Annotated in this window: 18 protein-coding genes and 3 tRNA genes; 10 read left to right on the forward strand and 11 right to left on the reverse strand. The window is 71.2% G+C overall.

Annotated features, from left to right (window positions below):
- Positions 1–173: 173 nt before the first annotated feature.
- Together bldC and ACQEU8_RS16845 are read right to left on the reverse strand one after the other, a co-directional pair.
- Entirely contained in the window at positions 174–380 is a 207-nt protein-coding gene (gene bldC, locus ACQEU8_RS16840; RefSeq protein WP_003949541.1) for a developmental transcriptional regulator BldC, read from the reverse strand.
- A 509-nt stretch (positions 381–889) separates the two neighbouring features.
- Positions 890–1,765, reverse strand: a complete 876-nt coding sequence (locus ACQEU8_RS16845) for a hypothetical protein (RefSeq protein WP_433101368.1) — start codon at positions 1,763–1,765, stop codon at positions 890–892.
- 202 nt (positions 1,766–1,967) lie between these two features.
- Here ACQEU8_RS16845 and ACQEU8_RS16850 point away from each other — a divergent pair, with 202 nt between their 5' ends.
- Positions 1,968–3,083, forward strand: a complete 1,116-nt coding sequence (locus ACQEU8_RS16850) for a Leu/Phe/Val dehydrogenase (protein ID WP_433101370.1) — start codon at positions 1,968–1,970, stop codon at positions 3,081–3,083.
- A 271-nt stretch (positions 3,084–3,354) separates the two neighbouring features.
- Positions 3,355–3,615, forward strand: coding sequence for a DUF3073 domain-containing protein (locus ACQEU8_RS16855; RefSeq protein WP_433101372.1), 261 nt, complete (start codon positions 3,355–3,357; stop codon positions 3,613–3,615).
- A gap of 129 nt (positions 3,616–3,744) precedes the next feature.
- On the opposite strand, the gene purM is transcribed toward ACQEU8_RS16855, so the two are convergent.
- The 6 genes from purM to purS form a co-directional block, all read right to left on the reverse strand.
- Positions 3,745–4,812: a phosphoribosylformylglycinamidine cyclo-ligase gene (purM, locus tag ACQEU8_RS16860; protein WP_433101374.1), complete on the reverse strand. Its 1,068-nt coding sequence runs from the start codon at positions 4,810–4,812 to the stop codon at positions 3,745–3,747.
- 116 nt (positions 4,813–4,928) lie between these two features.
- Positions 4,929–6,482 (reverse strand): amidophosphoribosyltransferase, encoded by a 1,554-nt coding sequence (gene purF, locus ACQEU8_RS16865; RefSeq protein WP_433101376.1) that lies wholly within the window; start codon positions 6,480–6,482, stop codon positions 4,929–4,931.
- Positions 6,483–6,536: 54 nt separating this feature from the next.
- Entirely contained in the window at positions 6,537–7,367 is an 831-nt protein-coding gene (locus ACQEU8_RS16870; protein ID WP_433101378.1) for a sterol carrier family protein, read from the reverse strand.
- A gap of 101 nt (positions 7,368–7,468) precedes the next feature.
- A complete protein-coding gene (gene purL / locus ACQEU8_RS16875) occupies positions 7,469–9,751 on the reverse strand; it encodes a phosphoribosylformylglycinamidine synthase subunit PurL (RefSeq protein WP_433101380.1) in 2,283 nt (760 codons plus the stop codon).
- Positions 9,748–10,431: a phosphoribosylformylglycinamidine synthase subunit PurQ gene (gene purQ, locus ACQEU8_RS16880; RefSeq protein ID WP_433101382.1), complete on the reverse strand. Its 684-nt coding sequence runs from the start codon at positions 10,429–10,431 to the stop codon at positions 9,748–9,750. The genes purL and purQ overlap by 4 nt, the downstream gene beginning before the upstream one ends.
- Positions 10,428–10,736, reverse strand: coding sequence for a phosphoribosylformylglycinamidine synthase subunit PurS (purS, locus tag ACQEU8_RS16885; protein ID WP_433101384.1), 309 nt, complete (start codon positions 10,734–10,736; stop codon positions 10,428–10,430). Before purS ends, purQ begins: the two co-directional genes overlap by 4 nt.
- Before the next feature lie 357 nt (positions 10,737–11,093).
- Here purS and ACQEU8_RS16890 point away from each other — a divergent pair, with 357 nt between their 5' ends.
- From ACQEU8_RS16890 to ACQEU8_RS16925, 8 genes are all read left to right on the forward strand, one after another.
- A complete protein-coding gene (locus ACQEU8_RS16890) occupies positions 11,094–11,411 on the forward strand; it encodes a histone-like nucleoid-structuring protein Lsr2 (RefSeq protein ID WP_433101386.1) in 318 nt (105 codons plus the stop codon).
- Positions 11,412–11,575: 164 nt separating this feature from the next.
- Positions 11,576–11,647: transfer RNA gene (locus ACQEU8_RS16895), tRNA-Gly, on the forward strand.
- Between the two features lie 79 nt (positions 11,648–11,726).
- Positions 11,727–11,799 (forward strand) — tRNA-Gly (locus ACQEU8_RS16900).
- 578 nt (positions 11,800–12,377) lie between these two features.
- On the forward strand, positions 12,378–13,364 hold the full coding sequence (locus tag ACQEU8_RS16905) for an ABC transporter ATP-binding protein (RefSeq protein WP_433101388.1): 987 nt from the start codon (positions 12,378–12,380) through the stop codon (positions 13,362–13,364).
- Entirely contained in the window at positions 13,361–14,191 is an 831-nt protein-coding gene (locus tag ACQEU8_RS16910; RefSeq protein ID WP_433101390.1) for an ABC transporter permease, read from the forward strand. Before ACQEU8_RS16905 ends, ACQEU8_RS16910 begins: the two co-directional genes overlap by 4 nt.
- Before the next feature lie 76 nt (positions 14,192–14,267).
- Positions 14,268–15,617, forward strand: a complete 1,350-nt coding sequence (locus ACQEU8_RS16915) for a sensor histidine kinase (RefSeq protein ID WP_433101392.1) — start codon at positions 14,268–14,270, stop codon at positions 15,615–15,617.
- 10 nt (positions 15,618–15,627) lie between these two features.
- The gene (locus ACQEU8_RS16920; RefSeq protein WP_433102455.1) at positions 15,628–16,248 is read left to right on the forward strand and encodes a response regulator transcription factor; all 621 of its coding nucleotides are present in this window, start codon (positions 15,628–15,630) and stop codon (positions 16,246–16,248) included.
- 102 nt (positions 16,249–16,350) lie between these two features.
- A tRNA-Gly gene (locus ACQEU8_RS16925) sits at positions 16,351–16,423 on the forward strand.
- A gap of 66 nt (positions 16,424–16,489) precedes the next feature.
- Here ACQEU8_RS16925 and ACQEU8_RS16930 read toward each other — a convergent pair.
- From ACQEU8_RS16930 to ACQEU8_RS16940, 3 genes are all read right to left on the reverse strand, one after another.
- Complete coding sequence (locus ACQEU8_RS16930; protein WP_433101394.1) at positions 16,490–17,410, reverse strand: phosphoribosylaminoimidazolesuccinocarboxamide synthase; 921 nt, start codon at positions 17,408–17,410, stop codon at positions 16,490–16,492.
- A gap of 214 nt (positions 17,411–17,624) precedes the next feature.
- Entirely contained in the window at positions 17,625–19,241 is a 1,617-nt protein-coding gene (locus ACQEU8_RS16935) for a N,N-dimethylformamidase beta subunit family domain-containing protein (protein WP_433101396.1), read from the reverse strand.
- Positions 19,242–19,373: 132 nt separating this feature from the next.
- Entirely contained in the window at positions 19,374–21,452 is a 2,079-nt protein-coding gene (locus ACQEU8_RS16940; RefSeq protein WP_433101398.1) for a hypothetical protein, read from the reverse strand.
- Positions 21,453–21,822: the final 370 nt, after the last annotated feature.

Consider the following 21,822-nt stretch of genomic DNA (forward strand, 5'->3'; position numbering starts at 1 on the left):
AAGGCATGGACACAAAAAAGATCGCGCTGGACCCGGCGGAGTCCAGCGCGATCAACGGACAAGCACTGTTGGGGCAGCGACCTGGCCGTGTGGTGCGCAGTGGGCGGATCGATGGGGTGGGGGCCCCGGATACGCCCCTGTGTGGTGCTGTTGCGCCTGCTCAGGAACCCTGATCAGGCTTCGCTGCGCTGCTGCGGAATGCCCGCAAGCAGAGCGCGAACCTCCGCCTCGCGGTAACGGCGGTGTCCTCCGAGCGTGCGGATGGACGTGAGCTTGCCCGCCTTTGCCCAGCGCGTGACCGTCTTGGGGTCCACACGGAACATCGTGGCAACCTCAGCCGGGGTCAACAGCGGCTCGGCATCAGGGGTGCGAGCGGTCATGAGCGGCCTCCTCGGGAGAACCGAACCATCACGGTTCTTTCCTCTAAATTCTGCACCTTGACCCGCGTTGCCCGATATGGCGGACGCGAGCCGAGTCGGTTATAGGACGAACGGCTTGTCCTCGGCACTACAACTACACCATCTGTCCAGCCACGTCGGCCAAACCGATGGAATTGCCCTCTCAGGTGTTCAACCTCGGCGGAAGCCGATGGACCGTCCCATAGCGGACAGTCATCCCCCTGTAACGATCAGTCACAACGGGAGCAGGGGTCATCAGACCCACCAAGGAGCGCAATACCGATCTATCCGCCCATAGTTGGACGGAAGGAGCCCCGTGCGGACTCCTTGTCCTATTTTGACACGAGGGGTAGCTCTGAGAGCAAGACCCGTTTAAGTGCAATCCATCACGCTTGAGGCAAACACCCGGTTCGGGACGTAGGTCCCACTCCCACCCCGCCACTCGGCGGGCCTCGCGTGACAGTCCACCCCCGCCGTGTGACGGGGAGGGGTCAGCTCGCGTACTGGAGCTGGCGAATCGCCCTCCAGCGCGCCGTCAGCCGCTCGTACGCCGCACCGGCACGCTCACCGTCGCCCTCGCGGAGGGCCTCCAGGCCCTCCGCCACATCGGCGGCGGAGTGGTCGCCCGCCAGCTGCTCCTCGGGGATGGCGTGAGCCAGCCCGCCGTAGTCCAGCTCGACCAGGGAGCGCGGGTGGAATTCCTCCAGCCAGCGACCCACATCGATCAGACCCTCGACGAGCGGCCCCTCTTCCAGCTCCTCGCGGAGCACCTTCAGGCCGCGAGCGAGGCGGCGCCTCGCCTGAACCATGGGCGTGCGATAGCGGAAAACGAACTGCTGTCCGCTCTCCTGACCCGATTCCGGCTTCGCAAACTCCCTTTCTTCGTCCTCGAAGAGAACGAACCAGCGCAGCGGCACATGCCACAGCGCCGTACGGATCCAGGGCCGGGCGTCCGGGTTGCGCTCGCGCCACTGTTCGTAGTCGGCCGCGGCCTGCCGCCGTACGACAGGCGGCAGCGCGGCGTCCAGCACCGGCTGGGGCAGGGCGAGTTCGCGGTCACTGGCGGCCTGGGTGAGCGCTGTGAGCGCCTGCCAGCTGCGCAGCCGGGTGCGCCAGGGGCAGACGCACGTCACACCGTCCACCTCCGTCACGAACGCCTCGGCGCTCTCCCGGACCGGCACTACCACAGGCGGCACGGGCACCAAGTCGGCCAGGGCGCGGCGGATTTCGTCCTGCGCGGTCGGGAAGCGCTCCCCCTTCGCATATGCGATCCAGTGCGAGCGCTCCGGCTCGGGAAAGGCGGCCAACGGTTCGTACACCCGCAGGTACGCCGCGTACGGGACGACGACCGACGCTTTCTCAGCCACGCATTGCCTCCAAGCCTCCACGCCTCACGAACGGGTCGCACGAGCGAGCCTGGAAGACAGTTGACTACCCCGATCGTGGGACCGCAACGTGCCCGTGACGCGCAGGTCGTACGCTGCTTCCCGACCGGCCCTCCCCGGGCTTCGACTGCCACAAGCGGCGTGTCCGCCGAGGGCTACGACGCGATCCCAGGAGTCACCAACCGTGATCGAGGTATCACCTGTTCCCACCGGCGTCCCCGCTGGGGACCCGGTCATCAGCACCCTCTTCCACTCCGAGCAGGGCGGACACGAGCAGGTCGTGCTCTGCCAGGACCGGCCCAGCGGGCTGAAGGCCGTCATCGCGCTGCACTCCACCGCGCTCGGCCCCGCGCTGGGCGGCACCCGCTTCCACGCGTACCCGGGCTCGGCCGACCCCGAGCAGGCCGCGGTGCTCGACGCGCTGAACCTCGCGCGCGGGATGTCGTACAAGAACGCGCTGGCCGGGCTCGACCACGGTGGCGGCAAGGCCGTGATCATCGGCGACCCCGAGCAGATCAAGACCGAAGCCCTGCTGCGTGCCTACGGCCGCTTCGTCGCCTCCCTCGGCGGCCGCTACGTCACGGCCTGCGACGTCGGCACCTATGTGCGGGACATGGACGTGGTGGCCCAGGAGTGCCGCTGGACGACCGGCCGCTCGCCGGAGAACGGCGGCGCGGGCGACTCCTCCGTGCTGACCGCCTTCGGCGTCTTCCAGGGCATGCGGGCCGCCGCACAGCGGCTGTGGGGCGCGCCCACGCTGCGCGGCCGGCTGGTGGGCATCGCAGGCGTCGGCAAGGTCGGCAAGCACCTGGTCGCCCACCTGCTGGAGGACGGGGCGCGGGTGGTGGTCACGGACGTGCGCCAGGAGTCCGTACGGGCCGTGCTGGAGGCGCACCCCGGCGCCCCGCTGACGGCCGTGGCCGACACGGACGCGCTGATCAGGACCGAGGGCCTGGACCTGTACGCGCCGTGCGCGCTCGGTGGCGCGCTGAACGACGAGACGGTGCCGGTGCTGACCGCCAAGGCCGTCTGCGGTGCCGCCAACAACCAGCTCGCGCACCCCGGCGTGGAGAAGGACCTGGCCGAGCGCGGCATCCTCTACGCGCCGGACTATGTGGTCAACGCGGGCGGCGTGATCCAGGTCGCGGACGAACTCCACGGCTTCGATTTCGCACGTGCGAAAGCAAAGGCAGAGAAGATCCACAACACGACGGTGGCCATCTTCGAGCGGGCGGAAGCGGACGGCGTACCTCCGGTGGTCGCCGCCGACCGGCTCGCCGAACAGCGCATGGGCCGATGAGTGGCGCGGGGGACCACCGTGACAGTGGTCTCACCACCCCACGGCGGGTCCCTCCGCTACAGGAAGGTAAAATCGCCACTGACCAGCACGAGAAGGGTCAACGGGCGCGTCGGACAGCGGCCGTGTCGTGCGGGCGACGTACCGTACGGCGGCGGAAGCAGGTACCGTTGAAGCCCTGAGTACCGGTCTCTCGGTCGAGAGGCCGCTATGAACCATGAACGCGTGTCAAGACTCTGGGGCCGTCGAGCCCCGTCGTTGAGGGGGTCGAGCCATGGGGCGCGGCCGGGCCAAGGCCAAGCAGACGAAGGTCGCCCGCCAGCTGAAGTACAACACTGGCGGGACGGACCTATCGCGCCTGGCCGAGGAGCTGGGCGCATCGACATCGAACGAGTCGCCGAACGGCGAGCGCTTCGAGGACGATGAGCAGGACGACCCGTACGCACGGTACGCGGATCTGTACGACGACGAGGATGACGACGACGCGGGTGCGCCCGGGTCGTCCGACCCCCAGTCGAAGCGCCGCGGCGCCTGACGTTCGCCCGTACTGACCCGGTCCGGCAACCGCCGGGCCGGGTTCTGGCGCGCGCGGCGAATTCGCGACGCGGCACAGCAGCCATGCGGCCACCCTGTGCGGTGCAGCCGCATGCCCGCTGTCAGGAGCTCACCGTGCATAGTCACCCGTGAGGGTGACCGCTTCCGTGCGGTCCCCGCGCTCGGTGATCTCGCCCGCCACCCAGGCGTCCACACCCCGGTCGGCGAGGGTCGCCAGCGTGGTGTCGAGCGACGCCTGCGGAACGACGGCGACCATGCCGACGCCCATGTTCAGCGTCTTCTCCAGCTCGGCGCGCGCTACGTCACCGGCGCCGCCGACCACCTCGAACACCGGTCCGGGCCGCCAGGTGGAGCGGTCCACGGTCGCGTGCAGCTCGTCGGGGATCACCCGGGCCAGATTGCCGGCCAGCCCGCCACCGGTGATGTGCGAGAACGCGTGCACCTCGGTCGTACGGGTCAGCTCCAGGCAGTCCAGCGAGTAGATCTTCGTCGGCTCCAGCAGTTCCTCGCCCAGGGTGCGGCCGAACTCCGGGACGTGCCGGTCCAGCGCCCAGCCGGCGCGGTCGAAGACCACGTGCCGCACCAGCGAGTACCCGTTGGAGTGAAGACCGGAAGAGGCCATCGCGACCACCACGTCACCCGTACGGATGCGATCGGGGCCGAGTACGGCATCGGCCTCCACGACGCCGGTGCCCGCGCCTGCCACGTCGTACTCGTCCGGGCCGAGCAGCCCAGGGTGCTCCGCCGTCTCGCCGCCGACCAGCGAGCAGCCCGCCAGGACGCAGCCCTCGGCGATGCCCTTGACGATATGTGCCACGCGCTCCGGGACGACCTTGCCGACGCAGATGTAGTCCGTCATGAACAGCGGCTCGGCGCCGCACACCACCAGGTCGTCCACGACCATCGCCACCAGGTCGTGCCCGATCGTGTCGTGCACATCCATACGCTGGGCGACGGCGACCTTGGTGCCCACGCCGTCGGTCGCGGACGCGAGGAGGGGGCGGGCGTAGCTCTTGAGGCGGGACGCGTCGAACAGGCCCGCGAAGCCGCCGAGCGCGCCGATCGACTCGGGGCGCTGGGTCTTGGCGACCCACTCCTTCATGAGCGTCACGGCCCGGTCGCCGGCCTCGATGTCGACGCCGGCGGCCGCGTAGCTGACGCCTTCGCTGTGTGTCATCGGTACGTCGTCTCTCGTGTGGGTGAGACCGCTCCCCCGGCTTCCTGGCAGGCGGACAGGTGGGCGCGGGGAACGGGGTCGGGGCCGATGGGCCCCCGGGAAACGGGCGGGAAGCGCTACGGGCGCTTCAGTGCGTCCGCGGCGCCGACGCCCGCGGCCAGCGTGTTGACCCCGTCGACATCGGTCTCGGCGGTCTCGGTCTCGAGCAGGTGCTTGCCCAGCAGCTCGGGGTCGGGCAGCTCCATCGGGTACTCCCCGTCGAAGCAGGCCCGGCACAGGTCGTTCTTGGGGATCGTCGTCGCCTCGATCATCCCGTCGATGGAGATGTAGGCCAGCGAGTCGGCCCCGAGCGACTTGCCGATCTCGTCGGTCGACAGCCCGTTGGCGATCAGTTCGGCGCGGGTGGCGAAGTCGATGCCGAAGAAGCACGGCCACTTGATCGGCGGCGAGGAGATCCGTACGTGCACCTCGGCAGCGCCGGCCTCGCGGAGCATCCGCACCAGGGCGCGCTGGGTGTTGCCGCGGACGATCGAGTCGTCGACGACCACCAGGCGCTTGCCGCGGATGACTTCCTTGAGCGGGTTGAGCTTGAGCCGGATGCCGAGCTGGCGGATGGTCTGCGAGGGCTGGATGAAGGTCCGGCCGACGTAGCTGTTCTTGACCAGGCCCGAGCCGTAGGGGATGCCGCTGGCCTCGGCGTAGCCGATCGCGGCAGGGGTGCCGGACTCGGGCGTCGCGATCACCAGGTCGGCGTCGGCCGGGGCCTCGGCCGCCAGCTTGCGGCCCATCTCCACCCGGGAGAGGTAGACGTTCCGGCCCGCGATGTCCGTGTCGGGGCGCGCGAGATACACGTACTCGAAGACACAGCCCTTCGGCTTTGCTTCGGCGAACCGCTGGCTGCGCAGTCCGTCCTCGTCGACGGCGATGAGCTCGCCCGGCTCGATCTCCCGGATGAAGCTCGCGCCGACGATGTCCAGCGCCGAGGTCTCACTGGCGACGACCCAGCCGCGCTCCAGGCGGCCGAGGACCAGCGGCCGGATGCCCTGCGGGTCGCGGGCCGCGTACAGCGTGTCCTCGTCCATGAAGACCATCGAGAACGCGCCCTTGACCTGGGGCAGCACCTGCGGCGCCGCCTCCTCGACGGTGAGCGGCTTGCCGTCCTCGTCGGTCTGGCCGGCGAGCAGCGCGGTGACCAGGTCGGTGTCGTTGGTGGCCGCCACCTGGGTGGCCCGCCCGCCTGGGGCGTCGGCCTGCTGGGCGACCAGCTCGGCGAGCTGCGCCGTGTTGACCAGGTTGCCGTTGTGGCCCAGGGCGATGGAGCCGTGGGCGGTCGCGCGGAAGGTCGGCTGGGCGTTCTCCCAGACCGAGGCGCCGGTTGTCGAGTAGCGCGCGTGACCCACGGCGATGTGGCCGCGCAGGGAACCGAGAGAGGTTTCGTCGAAGACCTGTGAGACCAGCCCCATGTCCTTGAAGACCAGGATCTGGGAACCGTTGCTCACCGCGATACCCGCGGACTCCTGACCGCGGTGTTGCAGGGCGTACAGGCCGAAATACGTGAGCTTCGCGACCTCTTCCCCCGGAGCCCAGACACCGAAGACGCCGCATGCGTCCTGGGGGCCCTTCTCACCGGGGAGGAGGTCGTGGCTGAGCTTTCCGTCACCACGTGGCACGTCTTCGAGTCTACGGCCAGCCGACTCCTGCGCCGAACCGGGGACCTGTGACCTTCAGCCCAGTACGGGCAGCACCTGGCCGAGGTCGGCGCGGGCGCCACTGGCTGTGAGGTGGGGTGTGCTCAGGGCTTCGGACCAGGTGAGGCGGCCCGTGGCCAGCCGGATCCAGGTCAGCGGGTCGGTCTCGACCACGTTCGGCGGGGTGCCGCGGGTGTGCCGGGGGCCCTCGACGGCCTGGACGACGGCGAACGGCGGGATCCGCACCTCGACGGAGGCACCGGGGGCCTTGGCCGCCAGCGCGTCGGCGAGCAGCCGGACAGTGGCGGCCGTCGCCTGCCGGTCCAGCGCCACCCGCACACCCGTGGCCCGTGCCAGGTCGTCGCTGTGCACCACCAGCTCGACCAGCCGGGTCACGGTGAAGTCGAGGATCCGCATCGCGCCGAACGGGTGCGGGATCAGCAGGTCCTCGCGTACGGCCGACTCGATGACCGGCTCCAGGTCGGCGACGGCCTGGTCGATACGGGCCGCCCCGTCGGGGGAGGACTCCGCGTCCTTGCGGGTGTCCGCGTCCAGTTCCTCGGCGATGGTCGCGGTCGAGAGGGCCCAGTGGGAGAGGGAGATCTGCGGCGCCTTGCTCGTCACCTCCGTCTCCGGGCGGGCCAGGAAGCGGGGCACGGCGTCGATCTGCCGGGCGATGTGCACGAGCAGGTGGTGCACGTCCCATCCGGGCAGCCCGGACGGGAGGGTGTGCTGCTCGGGCGTGAGGCGGTGCGCGGCGTCGGCCACGGCCTCGACCTGGTTGATGAGCGCGGCGCGGATGCGGGACGGGTCGTACGTACGCCGGCCTCTTCCAGAGGGGCTGGTGGTGCGTCGAGCGGGCGGCATACGCGTGAGATTAGCCGCAGGGCACCCTTTTGCGGGAGAAGGCCCCTGCCTCGCACTTCTTTCGGGGACAGGGGCCTTCAGTGACGACCGGGGTCCGGTGCTCAGCCGAAGAGCTCCGGGATCGTGGCCTCGTGGTGGCGGCGCAACTCGTCCAGCGGCAGGGAGAACTGGCCCTGGATCTCCAGCGCTTCCCCGTCCACGACACCGATCCGCGCCGCGGGCATTCCGCGCGCCGCGCACATATCGGTGAAGCGCACCTCCTCGCTCCGCGGGATGGCCACCAGCGCCCGGCCCTGCGACTCCGAGAAGAGGAAGACAAAGGGGTCGAGCCCGTCGGGAACGACGATCCGGGCACCCTTGCCGCCCTTGAGGCAGGACTCCGCGAGGGCCTGGACGACGCCGCCGTCGGAGATGTCGTGCGCCGCGTCGGCCATACCGTCCCGCGACGCGGCGATGAGGATCTCCGCGAGCAGCCGCTCCCGCTCCAGGTCGACCTGGGGCGGCCGGCCGCCCAGGTGGTCGTGGGCGACCTGGGACCACGCCGAGCCGCCGAACTCCTCCGCGGTGTCACCGAGGAGGTAGATCAGATGGCCCTCGTCGCGGAACGCCATCGGGGTGCGCCGGGCGACGTCGTCGATGACGCCGAGCACACCGACCACCGGGGTGGGGTGGATGGCGGCCTCGCCGGTCTGGTTGTACAGCGAGACGTTGCCGCCGGTGACCGGGGTGCCCAGCTCCTTGCAGGCGTCGGCGAGCCCGCGGCACGCCTCGGCGAACTGCCACATGGCCGCCGGGTCCTCGGGGGATCCGAAGTTGAGGCAGTCGGTGACGGCCAGCGGGCGCGCACCGGTTGCGGCGACATTGCGGTACGACTCCGCGAGCGCCAGCCGCGCTCCCTCGTACGGGTCGAGCTTGGCGTAACGGCCGTTGCCGTCGGTGGCGACGGCGACACCCAGACCGCTCTCGGCGTCGATGCGGATCATGCCGCTGTCCTCGGGCTGCGCGAGCACGGTGTCGCCGAGGACGTAACGGTCGTACTGGTCGGTGATCCAGGACTTGGCGGCCTGGTTCGGGGAGGAGATCAGCGCGAGCGCGGCGGCCCGCAGCTCCTCGCCGTTCGCCGGGCGGGGCAGCTTGGCCGGGTCGTCGGTCTGGAGCGCGTCCTGCCAGTCGGGGCGTGCGTAGGGGCGCTCGTAGACGGGGCCCTCGTGTGCGACCGTACGGGGGTCGACGTCGACGATCTTCTCGCCGTGCCAGAAGATCTCCAGCCGGTCGCCGTCGGTGACCTCACCGACGACGGTGGCGGTGACCTCCCACTTCTCGCAGATCTCCAGGAAGCGGTCCACCTTGCCGGGCTCGACCACCGCGCACATCCGCTCCTGCGACTCGCTCATCAGGATCTCCTCGGGGGAGAGCGAGGAGTCGCGCAGCGGCACGGTGTCCAGCTCGACCTGCATACCGCCCGAGCCGTTGGAGGCCAGCTCGCTGGTGGCGCAGGACAGCCCGGCCGCGCCCAGGTCCTGGATACCGACAACGAGGTCGGCGTGGAACGCCTCCAGGGTGCACTCGATGAGCAGCTTCTCCTGGAAGGGGTCACCAACCTGGACGGCGGGGCGCTTCGACGGCTTTTCGTCATCGAAGGTCTCCGACGCCAGGATGGAGGCGCCGCCGATGCCGTCGCCGCCGGTCCGGGCGCCGTAGAGGATGACCTTGTTGCCGGTGCCCGCGGCCTTCGCCAGGTGGATGTCCTCGTGCTTCATCACACCCACGCAGAGCGCGTTGACCAGCGGATTCCCCTGGTAGCAGGGGTCGAAGACGACCTCGCCGCCGATGTTGGGCAGCCCCAGGCAGTTGCCGTAGCCGCCGATACCGGCCACCACACCGGGCAGCACCCGCTTGGTGTCGGGATGGTCGGCCGCACCGAACCGCAGCGGGTCCATCACCGCGACCGGCCGGGCACCCATGGCGATGATGTCGCGGACGATGCCGCCGATGCCGGTGGCCGCGCCCTGGTACGGCTCCACATACGAGGGGTGGTTGTGGGACTCGACCTTGAAAGTGACGGCGTAGCCCTGGCCGACGTCCACCACGCCGGCCTGCTCGCCGATACCGACGAGCATCGCCTCGGCGCCCGGCCCCTCGGTGGGGGCCTTCTCGCCGAACTGCCGCAGGTGCACCTTGCTGCTCTTGTAGGAGCAGTGCTCGGACCACATCACCGAGTACATGGCCAGCTCGGCGCCGGTGGGACGGCGGCCGAGGATCTCCCGGATGCGGGCGTACTCGTCCTCCTTGAGGCCGAGTTCCTTCCAGGGGAGCTCGGTGTCGGGGGTCTGTTCGGCGTGCTTGACGGTGTCGAGGGTGTGGCTGTGGCTCTGGGGACTCATGAGGCGACCAGCTTCTTCAGGGCCGAGGTGAAGAAACCGAGCCCGTCGGTCGTCGGCCCGGTCAGGGCCTCGACGGCGTGCTCGGGGTGCGGCATGAGGCCGACCACGTTCCCGGCCTCGTTGGTGATTCCGGCGATGTCGCGGTGCGAACCGTTGGGGTTGCCGTCGAGGTAACGGAAGACGACGCGGCCCTCCCCCTCCAGCTCGTCCAGAGTGCGCTCGTCGGCGACGTAGCCGCCCTCGCCGTTCTTCAGCGGCACGACGATCTCCTGGCCGCGCTCGTAGTCCGACGTCCAGGCGGTGGTGTCGTTCTCGACGCGGAGCCGCTGGTCGCGGCAGATGAAGTGCAGATGGTCGTTACGGGTCAACGCACCGGGGAGGAGATGGGTTTCACACAGGACCTGGAAACCGTTGCAGATGCCGAGCACCGGCATTCCGGCCTTCGCCTGTTCGACAACCGTCTCCATGATGGGCGAGAACCGGGCAATTGCGCCGCACCGCAGATAGTCGCCGTACGAGAATCCGCCCGGCAGCACCACCGCGTCGACCTGCTGCTTGCGCAGATCCTTGTCCCGGTGCCAGAGCGCGACGGGTTCTCCGCCCGCGATACGGATGGCGCGCCGTGCGTCGCTGTCGTCGAGGGAACCGGGAAATGTGACGACGCCGATACGGGTGGTCACGCCACTGCTCCTTCGGATGCGGCGTCCTGCCCCGCCTCGACGGGACGTTCGTTGCCGTCCGCGTCCTGGACGCGAACGGTGAAGTTCTCGATCACGGTGTTGGCGAGAAACGTCTCGGCGAGTTCGTGTATGCGGGCGAGGGTGTCCCCGTCGACGGGGCCCTCCACTTCGAGTTCGAAGCGCTTGCCCTGGCGGACATCGGAGATGCCCTCGAAACCCAGGCGGGGCAGTGCACGCTGCACCGCCTGTCCCTGGGGGTCGAGGATCTCCGGCTTCAGCATGACGTCGACGACGACGCGAGCCACAGGTACTCCTAGTGCTTAGCGGGGCGCTGCGCTGGCCAGCGTACCCGGCATCAGAATCTACGCGCGTTGATATGTGTACCGTGAGGTGTGCCGATCCTGGTAGGACTTCGCGAAGCACTGGGAAAACCGGCGGGAAAAAAGTAGGGTCCCGATTGCGGCCGGAACCGGAATCAATTCCGTGGGCCACAATCTTTGTGCGCCCTTTGCACTCCGGTGCCGGTGTGCAGCGCATAGTTGAATAAGAACCTGTTTCCTACTCGGGTTCGCCCCGCATACCCGCCGGTCGGCGGGGTCCTGCCGACGACGCCGTAATGCCGGGTGACCCCCTTTCGTGATCCTGAGGAAGGACCGATATCCGTGGCACAGCGCGTAGTAGTGATGCTCTCCGACGACATCGATGGCGGAGAAGCGGCGGAGACGGTCTCCTTCGGCCTCGACGGCAAGACCTACGAGATCGATCTGAACTCCGACAACGCGAAGCGGCTCCGCACCGAGCTGGCCCCCTTCGTGGAAGCCGGCCGCAAGCGGGCGCGGTCCGGCAAGACGTACCGCAGGACCGCGATCGACCCCGATCCGCGCGCGGTGCGCGCATGGGCGGAGTCCAACGGGTTCGACGTGCCCGCGCGGGGCCGCATCCCGAAGAAGGTGTACGAGGCCTTCCGCGCCGCGAGCTGATGGCTGAGGGGGCGCCCCGGGACAGTTGGAGGGGCGCCCCGCCACAGCTCGACGGGCCGGAACGGTCGTCATCGGGGCTCGACTTGCCAGAGGCCCCGGGTGATCGGATAGAGTCAAGGCACGCCGCGAGGGAGCCCCCGAAAGGGAGGACCTCAAGCAAGCGTGCGGGTGTAGCTCAGTAGTAGAGCGCCCTCTTTCCAAGAGGGAGGCGCAGTGTGCGATTCCTGTCACCCGCTCTCCAGTACGGACCGCCGATCGGAAACGATCAGGTAGAGTATTGGTCGCGCCACTCGGTGAAAGCCGGGTGGAGGCAATGCGGACGTAGCTCAGTTGGTAGAGCGCAACCTTGCCAAGGTTGAGGTCGCGAGTTCGAGCCTCGTCGTCCGCTCGGTTCAACAGTGAGACGCCCGGCTGGTTTCCCAGCCGGGCGTTTTTGCATGGGTCCGCACCCTCGGCCAACCGCCCACCGGCGTGCCACGAGCGGAGCGAGAGTACGAAGCCGCAACTACAACGCGGCAGCAGCCAGCTCCCCCGCAACCCATACCGACCGGCTGGTCGGCTCACGAACCCCCACCCCGCGACGGCGGCGGCACGGCGCGCAACCCCAAAGAAACCCGCACAGCACTCAGAACGCACCGCAACCGACGACCCCTCCCCCCGTAGCCAGCCGCAAGGCGCGTTCGCACGAAACGGAACCCCGGCAACCAACGCCAAATTTACGCATCCCAGCAAAGCCGCCACCCCACAACGGAGCCCTCAAAGCGGGGACCAGAACACCCGGGAAGGGCGGCGGCACCGCAGACATCGAGCAGCAACCCAAGCCGTCGGCCTGGTCGTCACCGTGACGTGGCCACAGAGCGCTGCCCGGCAGGGCTGAGCCAGCCCCAGCCCCAGGATGACGTTTGTCATCCGCACCCATGACTGCCCGCACTCCCCTCGCGCCCTGGCCGGCGGAAGCCTGGAGGCATGGACGCGATAGAGGTCGAAGGACTGAAACGCCGCTATGCGGCCGAGACGCGCGGCGGGCGCCGGGCCGGGGCCGGTGGGGGCGAGGGCGGGTTCGAGGCGGTGCGGGACGTCTCGTTCTCCGTACGCGAGGGGGAGATTTTCGCGCTGCTCGGCACCAACGGGGCCGGGAAGACCTCCACCGTCGAGGTGTTGGAGGGGCTGGCGCGACCCAGCGCGGGGAGCGTACGGGTGCTGGGGTTCGACCCGTTCGGGGAGCGTGCCTTCGTACGGCCGCGTACCGGCGTGATGCTCCAGGAGGGCGGCTTTCCCTCCGAACTGACCGTCATGGAGACCGCGACGATGTGGGCGGGCGTCTCCAGCGAGGCCCGGCCGCCGCGCGAAGCACTGCAGATGGTCGGGCTCGGCGGCAGGACCGACGTACGGGTCAAGCAGCTGTCCGGCGGTGAACGTCGGCGGCTGGACCTGGCGTTGGCGCTGATCGGGCGGCCCGAGGTGCTCTTCCTGGACGAGCCGACGACGGGGATGGACCCCGAAGGGCGCCGGGACACCGCGGAGTTGGTGCGCGAGTTGCGGGCCGAGGGCACGACGGTGCTGCTGACCACCCACTATCTGGAGGAGGCCGAGCAGCTCGCCGACCGGTTGGCGATCATGCAGGCCGGGCGGATCGTGGCGGCGGGAACCCCGGAACAGGTGGTGGCCGCCCGGCCCTCGCGGATCACTTTCCGGCTCCCTGCCGGGGTCCCGCCCGAGCGGCTGCCGTTGAGCGTTCCCGCGGCGGCGGACGGGCAGGCCGTGACGGTCAAGACGCAGGACCTCCAGGGGGCGCTGACCGAACTGCTGCTGTGGGCACGGGAGTCCGGCGTCACGCTGGAGGGCTTGCAGGCGAGGTCGGCCTCCTTGGAGGAGGCGTTCCTGGAGATCGCCCAGGCGGGGAACCAGCCGGGCCGGGAGAACGAGCGAGCGATGACGGGGGTTCGGGCATGAACGGGACGACGACCACGGCACAGCCGGCGGGGGCGGCGCGGAGCATCCGGGCGGGCAGGGTGAGCAGGCTGTCGGCGCGGCGGGTACGGGCGCTGGCCAGGGCGGAGCTGACCCTGCTGATCCGTAACAGGTCGGCGCTGTTCGTCGCGTTGCTGCTGCCGACCGCGCTGACCTTCTCCCTCAAGTCCACCGTCGAGCAGGCAGATCTGTCCGGCACCGGGCTCTCGGTGGGCACCGCCATGCTGCCGGGGACGGTGGGGATGGTTCTGCTGTTCGCCGTCTACAGCAACCTCGTCGGCGTCTATGTGGGCCGCCGCGAGGAACTCGTACTCAAGCGGCTGCGGACCGGGGAGGCGCAGGACCTGGAGATCCTGGGCGCCGCCGCGCTGCCATCGGTCACGATCGGCGTCGTCCAGTCGGTGCTGCTGCTCGGGGGTGGTGCCGTGCTGCTGGACGTGGGGGCGCCGGCCCGGCCGCATCTGGTGGTGGCCGGGCTGGTGCTGGGCCTGCTGCTGATGGCGACGCTGGCCGCCGCGTCGGCCGCTTTCACCAGGACCGTCGAGCTGGCGCAGCTCACGCCGATGCCGCTGATGCTGGCGACGTTCGCCGGGTCCGGGGTCTTCGTGCCGTTGGAGATCTATCCCGACCGGATTGCCGAGATCTGCCGCTGGCTGCCGATGACACCGGTCATGGACCTGCTGCGGAGCGGCTGGACGGAACAGCTCAGCGGGCCGGAGACGCTGCGGGCGCTCGCGGTCGCGGTGGGCTGGACGGCGGTGGCCGGATATGCGGTGCGCAAGCGGTTCCGGTGGGAGCCCCGCCGCTGACCGGCCGCCGGGGCGGGCTCCGGCGGATGCCGCCGTACCGTGTGCCGTAAGCGAGACGAGGAGGAGGCGGTCGCCGATGATCCGCTGGGGGCGGCAGAAGCAGCGGAACTGGCAGCGGCGCAGCAAGCTGGAGCAGGTCGAGGTCTCGACGCGCTGGATGCTGCTGCTGGTCCCGTGGGTCTACTTCCTGAGCGGCATGCCGCAGTTCTTCGTCGAGGTGACGCCCGAGCGGCTGCCGCTGACGCTGAGCTATCTCGTCCTCGTACTGGGGCTCGTCCAGTGCGTGCTCGGGGTGCGCGGGCTGCGGCGCGGGGTGGACCACTATCTGGGGGCCGGCGAGGCGCCGCGCCGGCTGCTGGCGGCGGGGGTGACGACGTTCGCCGTCACTACGGCGGTGGTTGCGGTGCTGATCGCGCGCGGGTGGGCAGGGGACGCCGCGGGGGCCGCGATGGCGCTGTTCGCCGGCATCGCGAGCCTGACCGGGGTGTACGGGCTGATGGTCCCGCCCCGGCGCGGGGTGGCGGTGACAGTCGGTGGCTGCGTGCTCGTCAGCTGCGTGTTCGCCGTCGCGGGCATGGCGTGGCCTGCGCTGCTGGGCACCCTGCTCGTGCTCGGGTTCGGTGGGCTGATCGGCCTCTTCTCGCCGCGCTGCTCGGTCTGGTACATCGACGTGATGCGGGAGCTCGACCGGGCGAAGGAGACCCAGTCGCGGCTCGCCGTCGCGGAGGAGCGGCTGCGCTTCAGCCGCGACCTGCACGACGTGATGGGCCGCAATCTGTCGGTCATCGCGCTCAAGAGCGAGCTGGCGACCCAGCTCGCCCGGCGGGGTGCCGAGTCGGTCGTCGAGCAGTTGGAGGAGGTGCAGCAGCTGGCCCGCCAGTCGCAGACCGAGGTGCGCGCCGTGGTCCGCGGCTACCGTGAGGCCGGGCTGGAGACCGAACTCGCCGGGGCCCGCTCGGTGCTGCGGGCCGCCGGAGTGGACTGCCGTATCGAGTCCGCGGAGCTCGGGATGGCGCGGGAGGCGCAGTCGGCGCTGGGCTGGGTCGTCCGCGAGGGTGCCACCAATGTGCTGCGGCACGCGGAGGCGAGCCGGTGCGCGATCCGCCTCACGGCCGGTGCGGCGGGCACCGCCGTGCTGGTGATGGAGAACGACGGGTTGCGGCCGGAGCTCCCCCGGGCCGGCTCCGGCCTCACCGGTCTCCGCGAGCGCCTGGCCGCCCTCGACGGCACGCTGACGGCGGAACGTGACGAGACCGCGCAGGTCTACCGGCTGCGCGCCGAGGTCCCTATGTCCCGCGGCGACCGGACGGAGCCGGGGCGGGGGCCGGGGCCGGGGGAGTCCGTCGATGTCGGCCCCGAGGAGCCCGACGCCGTGGACGTCGTCGTCGGCGCTGCGGGCCCGGCGGGAGGGGAGAGCCGTGAGTGACGGGGAGACGGTGCGGGGCGGAGCGGCCATCAGGGTGCTGCTGGCCGACGACGAGCATCTGATCCGGGGTGCGCTGGCGGCCCTGCTGGCGCTGGAGGACGATCTGGCCATCGTCGCCGAGGCGGCTTCCGGGCCCGAGGCGCTGGCCATGGCGCGGGCGCACCGCCCGGACGTGGCCGTGCTCGACCTCCAGATGCCGGGCGCCGACGGGGTACGGGTGGCGGCCTCGCTGCGGGAGTCGGTGCCCGAGTGCCGGACGATGATCGTCACCAGTTACGGCAGGCCGGGCCATCTGAAGCGGGCGCTCGCGGCGGGCGTCCGCGGGTTCGTGCCCAAGACGGCCTCGGCCGAGCAGCTCGCGGAGATCATCCGCACCGTCCACGGTGGCAGCCGATACGTGGACCCCGAGCTGGCCGCCGACGCCATCAGTGCGGGGGACTCGCCGCTGTCCGCACGCGAGGCCGAACTGCTGGAGCTGGCCGCCGACGGGGCGCCGGTCGCGGAGATCGCCAGGAAGGCGTCGCTGACCCAGGGCACCGTCCGCAACTACCTCTCGGCCGCCGCCGCCAAGCTGGGAGCGGAGAACCGGCACACGGCGGCCCGGATGGCCCGCGAACGGGGCTGGATCTGACGCGGTCCCGGGCCGCGATCCGGCGCGGTCCCGGGCCCGGGAAAGGTCCGGCTATACTGGGCCCCGCACCACGGCGGCCCGCTCGGGCCGAGGGTGGGGCATGCGGACGTAGCTCAGTTGGTAGAGCGCAACCTTGCCAAGGTTGAGGTCGCGAGTTCGAGCCTCGTCGTCCGCTCGGTTCACCAGTGAAGGGCCCCGGTCACCGACCGGGGCCCTTTCACGTGGGTACGGGCCGGACCCGTCAGCTCCAGGGGACGCCGGTGAGGCGTTCGTAGGCCTCGATGTAGCGGGCGCGGGTGGCCTCGACGACCTCGTCGGGGAGGGCGGGCGGCGGCTGTTCGGAGGTGCGGTCCCAGCCGGACTCCGGGGAGGTCAGCCAGTCGCGTACGTACTGCTTGTCGAACGAGGGCTGGGAGCGGCCCGGCTGCCACTGGTCGGCGGGCCAGAAGCGGGACGAGTCGGGGGTGAGCACCTCGTCGGCGAGGGTGAGCACCGGCTCGCCGTCGACTGTGTTGGCGTCGTCCCAGCCGAACTCGAACTTGGTGTCGGCCAGGATGATGCCGCGCTCGCGGGCGATGTCCCGGCCGCGGTCGTACGCGGCGAGGGTGGCCTGGCGCAGTTCGGCGGCGGTCTCCGGGCCGAGCCGGCGGGCCACCTCCTCGTAGGCGACGTTCTCGTCGTGCTCGCCAACGGCCGCCTTGGTGGCGGGGGTGAAGATCGAGCCGGGCAGCTCGGAGCCGTTCTCCAGGCCGTCGGGGAGGCCGAGCCCGCAGACGGTGCGGGACTCCTCGTACTCCACCAGCCCCGACCCGGCGAGGTAGCCGCGGGCCACGCACTCGACGGGCACCATGCGCAGGGAGCGGCAGATCATCGTGCGGCCCTCCCAGTCGGCGGGGGCGCCCGGGGGTACGTCCGTGCTGAGCACATGGTTGGGCAGCAGGTCCTCCAGCTGCTCGAACCACCACAGGGAGAGACGGGTGAGGACGCGGCCCTTGTCCGGGATCTCGGTCGGCAGCACCCAGTCGTACGCGGAGAGTCGGTCGCTGGCGACCATCACCAGGTTGCCGTCCTGGTTCCGGTAGAGGTCGCGCACCTTGCCCGTGTGCAGGTGCACCAGGTCGGGGACCTGGGCGGGCTCGGGCTTCTCGACGAATCCGGTCACGTTGTTCCTCCCGGGGGCAGCCGACGTTTCTCGGCGGGTGCCCTGATTCTTTCACCCACCCGCCCACCCTTTGCGCGGCGTGAGGGCTGCGCCCCGTAAGGGGCGCGGGGAACGGCGCGACCAGCCACAACGCGCCTGCAGTCCGCGCGCGACGCACAGGGGCACCCCCCACCGGAACAACTGAGAGGGCCGGCCAAGACCCGGCGGCAAAGCCTCAGTCCCGTTTGCAGATGCGGTCCAGCAGATTACTGGTGGCGCGCTGTACGCGGGAGTCGATGTACCCGGGACGGTCCAGCGCGGGGGACCAGGCGAAGGTGCCGGAGGAGAAGACGAGGGCGCCGGAGGGGGCGCGGTAGAGGGAGGTCTCCTGGTGGCGGCGGGCGCCGCCGCGGTCGCGGTAGGGCGAGTGGGCCAGCAGGATCCGGGAGGTGTGCTCCGGCAGTGCGGTGCGCGGGTAGTAGCGGTCCGCCTCGCCCGCGACGAGGCCGGGCAACTCGTCGCCCTCGTATGCGCCGGTGGCCTCCCACAGCCAGTGGCCGGCGTTGCGGACGATCAGCGGGTAGGGCTCGGCGACCTGGCCGGCGTACTGGATGCCCAGCAGCGCCTGCTCGGGTTCGCCCTGCTCACGCCAGAGTGCGGGGCGCCCGGGCCCGCGCCGTTTTCGGCAGGTCAGCAGCCGGTCGGGGGCTCCGGAGGGCAGCGCGTCGAGTTCGACCTGCCAGTACATGGAGTTGGCGGAGAGGAAGACCAGCGCGGTGCCGCTGTCGCGGGCGCGCTCGGCCGCCCGGCGCATGGGCACCGACCAGTACTCGTCGTGGCCGGGGAAGACCAGCCCCCGGTAGCGGGTGGGATCGATGTGCCCGGCGTGCAGATCGCGGGTGTCGGCGTAGGCCAGGTCGTAGCCGTACCGCTCGGCCCAGCGGATGAAGTCGTAGGCGTGGCCCACGTGCATGGGCAGGCCCGAGCCCGCATAGGGGCGGTCGAAGGAGACGGTCATCGCCGCCTCGCTCTCGCCGAGCAGCCGCCCCTGGTCGTCCCAGGCGTGGTAGAGGCTGGCGCCGGTGCGGCCGTCCTCCGGGAAGAGGTTGTACGCCTGCCACGTCACGTCGGGGAGGACGAGCAGCAGGTCGGCGGGGTCCCGGTCGCGAACGGTGAAGGGGATGTGGGAGCGGTGGCCGTCGGCGGTGGTCAGTACGGCGACGTAGGCGCCTGTGGACCAGTAGTCGGGGATCTGGAGCCGCCAGGAGAGCCACCAGTGGTGGCAGGAGACGGTGCGGTCCGCGGTGAGCGGCGCGGGCTGCATGATGCCGGACAGCCGCGGACTGGTGGTGATCTTGGTGGCGCCCGCGCCGCCGTAGTGGCCGATGCGGTAGACGTCGACGCTGAAGGGCTGCGGCGGGTTGACGGTGATCCGGAAGTCGATGGACTCACCGGGCGGGGTGCCGCCCGCCACGGAAGCGAAGCCCTTGATCTGGCAGCGCACGTCGTCCGCTGTGGGCGGGGCGCTGCTGGACAGTCCGCGGGTGCGTGGCTTGGGGACGGTCTGGCCGCCGCCCGCCAGTTCCCGCACCAACTCGGGGGTGCGCGAGGTCTGGCCGGGGGCCTGGTCGACGCAGTCGACGTACCAGGGCACGAGGCGGCCGTTCTCGAAGTAGTTCTCGCTCACCCGCAGCCAGGGCAGCGGGCCCTGACCGAAGGGGTCGGTCACCGCGTGCGCCAGCGCCCCCGACTCCCAGCGCCGGATCGGCTCGGTGACCCCGGCCGCACGAGCTACGGATTGCTCGATCCGCTCGACTTCACGTACGGGCTGCCCGGTCCGCTCGGTTCCCATCGCTGCTCCCTCCCCGGCGCCCTCGCTCCGCTCCGCCGTGCTGCCGCCGTGCCGCAGGTGTGACGGCAGACAGCACATCACATTACGCAAGGGTGTGGTCACCCTTCGTCGCTAAATGGCTGGAGATGATCTTCAGACGAGCCGAACGGGCTTCTCCGGTCGCACACCGATCGCTGCCAGCCAGTCCCGCAGCCCCGCCGTCTCGCCGTCCTCGACGAGTGCGAGCACCAGTGCGGAGAGTTCGCTGGTGCGCCGGCCGTCGACGTACAGTGCCGGCCCGTCCAGCCAGTCCAGACCCGGTGTCGCCCCCGCAGTGTCGACAGCGGCGCAGCAGACGGCTGCGGTGATGTGGTCGGCCAGCAGCTCCTTGCCGCCGCGCGGCGGCTGGAGCGGCAGCCCCATGGGGGCCAGGGGCGCGAGATGTGTACTGCCCGCACCCGGCGGGAGCCCCGCGCCGGGGCTCGCACCGATGACACCGGGGGCGCTCGCAGCTTCCGCGCGCGCCACCTCCGCGCTGATACGCGCGGCCAGCGCGTCGATCCCGCCCGGCGAAGCGAACCGGTCCAGCACACGGGCCAGCGTCGGCCCCGCCAGCTCATGATCGGCACCATCGGCGCGCAGTGATCTGTCGCTACCGGTGGGGGGCGGTCCGCCGCCGTCGAGGGCTGGCAGCCTGTCGCCGTCGTGCGGCGGAAGCCTGTCGCTTTCGCGGAGTGGGCGTCTGTCGCCCTCGGAGAGTGGGCGTCTGTCGCCCTCGGAGAGTGGGCGTCTGTCGCCCTCGGGGGCCGGGGAGGCGGCGCCGACGACGGGTGCCGGGGCCGGGTGGCCGACGGCCAGCGGGGAGTTGGTGTTCTCGGCGGGGCGGGGTGCGTCGGCTGCGGCCGGCGACGGGGAGCCGACGGTGTCCAGCGCCGCGAAGAGACGGGACGCCTCCGCACGCCAGATGCGGTCGACGACCTCCTCCGGGTACGCGGACCACTCCACCGGCGTCCACTCCGGCGTCGCCTCGCGCGGCCCGGCCGGCACCTGCAGCGGCGGACGCGACCCCAGAAAGAGGCGGGCCGCGAGCAGCGAGACCGCGCCGTCCACGGTGCCCGGCTCCTTCAGCAGGTCGCAGGCGGGGCGTTCGCCGAGCCGCGAGGTGAAGCCCTCCGCGAGCCGGTCGCGGCGGGACAGCTCGGTCAGCGCGGAGACCACCCCCGCGTCCAGCCGGGTGGGCCACAGCCCGAGCCGCCAGGCGGGCAGCGCCACCCGGGTCAGCAACCGGTCCCAGCCGGCGTAGGCGAGGCCGACCTGTTCCTGGGCCGCGGCCCGCAGCCCCTGGTCGACGGCCTGGGCGCGGTCGGCGGCGGCAGCGGCGACGCCCTGCTCCATCGCGGCGGCGTACGGGCCCGCCGCACGGAGCATCAGCCGGGCGACCGGCCCCACCAGCCGGTGCACCGCCCTGCGCAGCCCGGCCGCGCCCGCTCCAGCGGCACGCCCGAGCGCTCCGGACCCGCCCGACGAGGCGTGCGGCCCCGGCGGGCCCGGCCCCCAGACCGAGGCGTGTCCCGGACCTCCCGTCAGGTCGGCAGGAGGGTGCTCGGCGTTGGCGACCGCCGCGTCCAGCCCGCGTACGAAACGCCGCGCTGCCGCTATGTCGGGGTGGGCCGAAGGGCCGGTGCCCGCGACCACCGGGGCGAGCAGGGCGCGCAGTTCGGCAACGCGCATCCACCACAGGAACGGCGAGCCGATGACCAGGACGGGGGCCGCGCCGCGTACTCCGCCCTCCCCCGTGTCAGCGCGGAAGTGCGTACGGTCCTCCAGCCAGCTGTCGCAGTCCGGGGTCAGCGCGATGGCGGACGGCGCCGGGACCTCCAGCCGGTCGGCGAGATCGCGGACCAGGGCGTGCAGATCGGGCGCCGCGCGCTCCTCGACGGGCACCGTCGGCGAGACGGCGGGGCGGCCTCGGGCGATGACGAGCCCGGCGACCGCGGCGCAGGCCAGGGTGGCTGCCGCGAGTCCGGTGACCGACCAGCGCGCAGCGTCCCAGCCGGGGCCGGGGCCGAACTGGCCCGTCGTACGCCCCACCCACAGGATCACCGCGGCGGCGGCCGGGAGCAGGGCCAGGGCGAGCGCTGTGCTGCGCACCCGGAGCACGGCGAGGGCATGGGCGCGCGCGGAGCGCGCGACCGTCCGCCGGCCGGGGACCGGACCATCGGGACCGCTCACGTCTCACCCCCGCACCTTCCAGGCCGCAGCCGGGCTCTCCGGCTTCCACCCACTGTGTCACCGCGCTCCGACACCGCAATGCGCGCTGCGCCAGTCGACGGACGGTTCGACGGACAGTCGGCAGACCGCGCGCGAGCAGCCCCTACGCCGCCTGCACACCGCCCGCACGGCGGCCTTACGGCAGCCTCACGGCGCTTGTGCGGCACCATAGTTGGGGCCTTTGCGGGCGTCAGCCGTAAGCGGCCGTCGTCACTCGATGGAATGGCTTTGGGGAGAGCTCTTGCCCGGGCGGGGCCGGAGGTATATGGGTCGGCCCCTTTTTCGACCAGGGGGGCGACCAGGCGGCGAGCAGGGGGCCGGCAGGCGGCGA

It is taken from the genome of Streptomyces sp. CA-250714, assembly GCF_050936705.1.
In the GTDB taxonomy this organism is placed as follows: Bacteria; Actinomycetota; Actinomycetes; order Streptomycetales; family Streptomycetaceae; genus Streptomyces.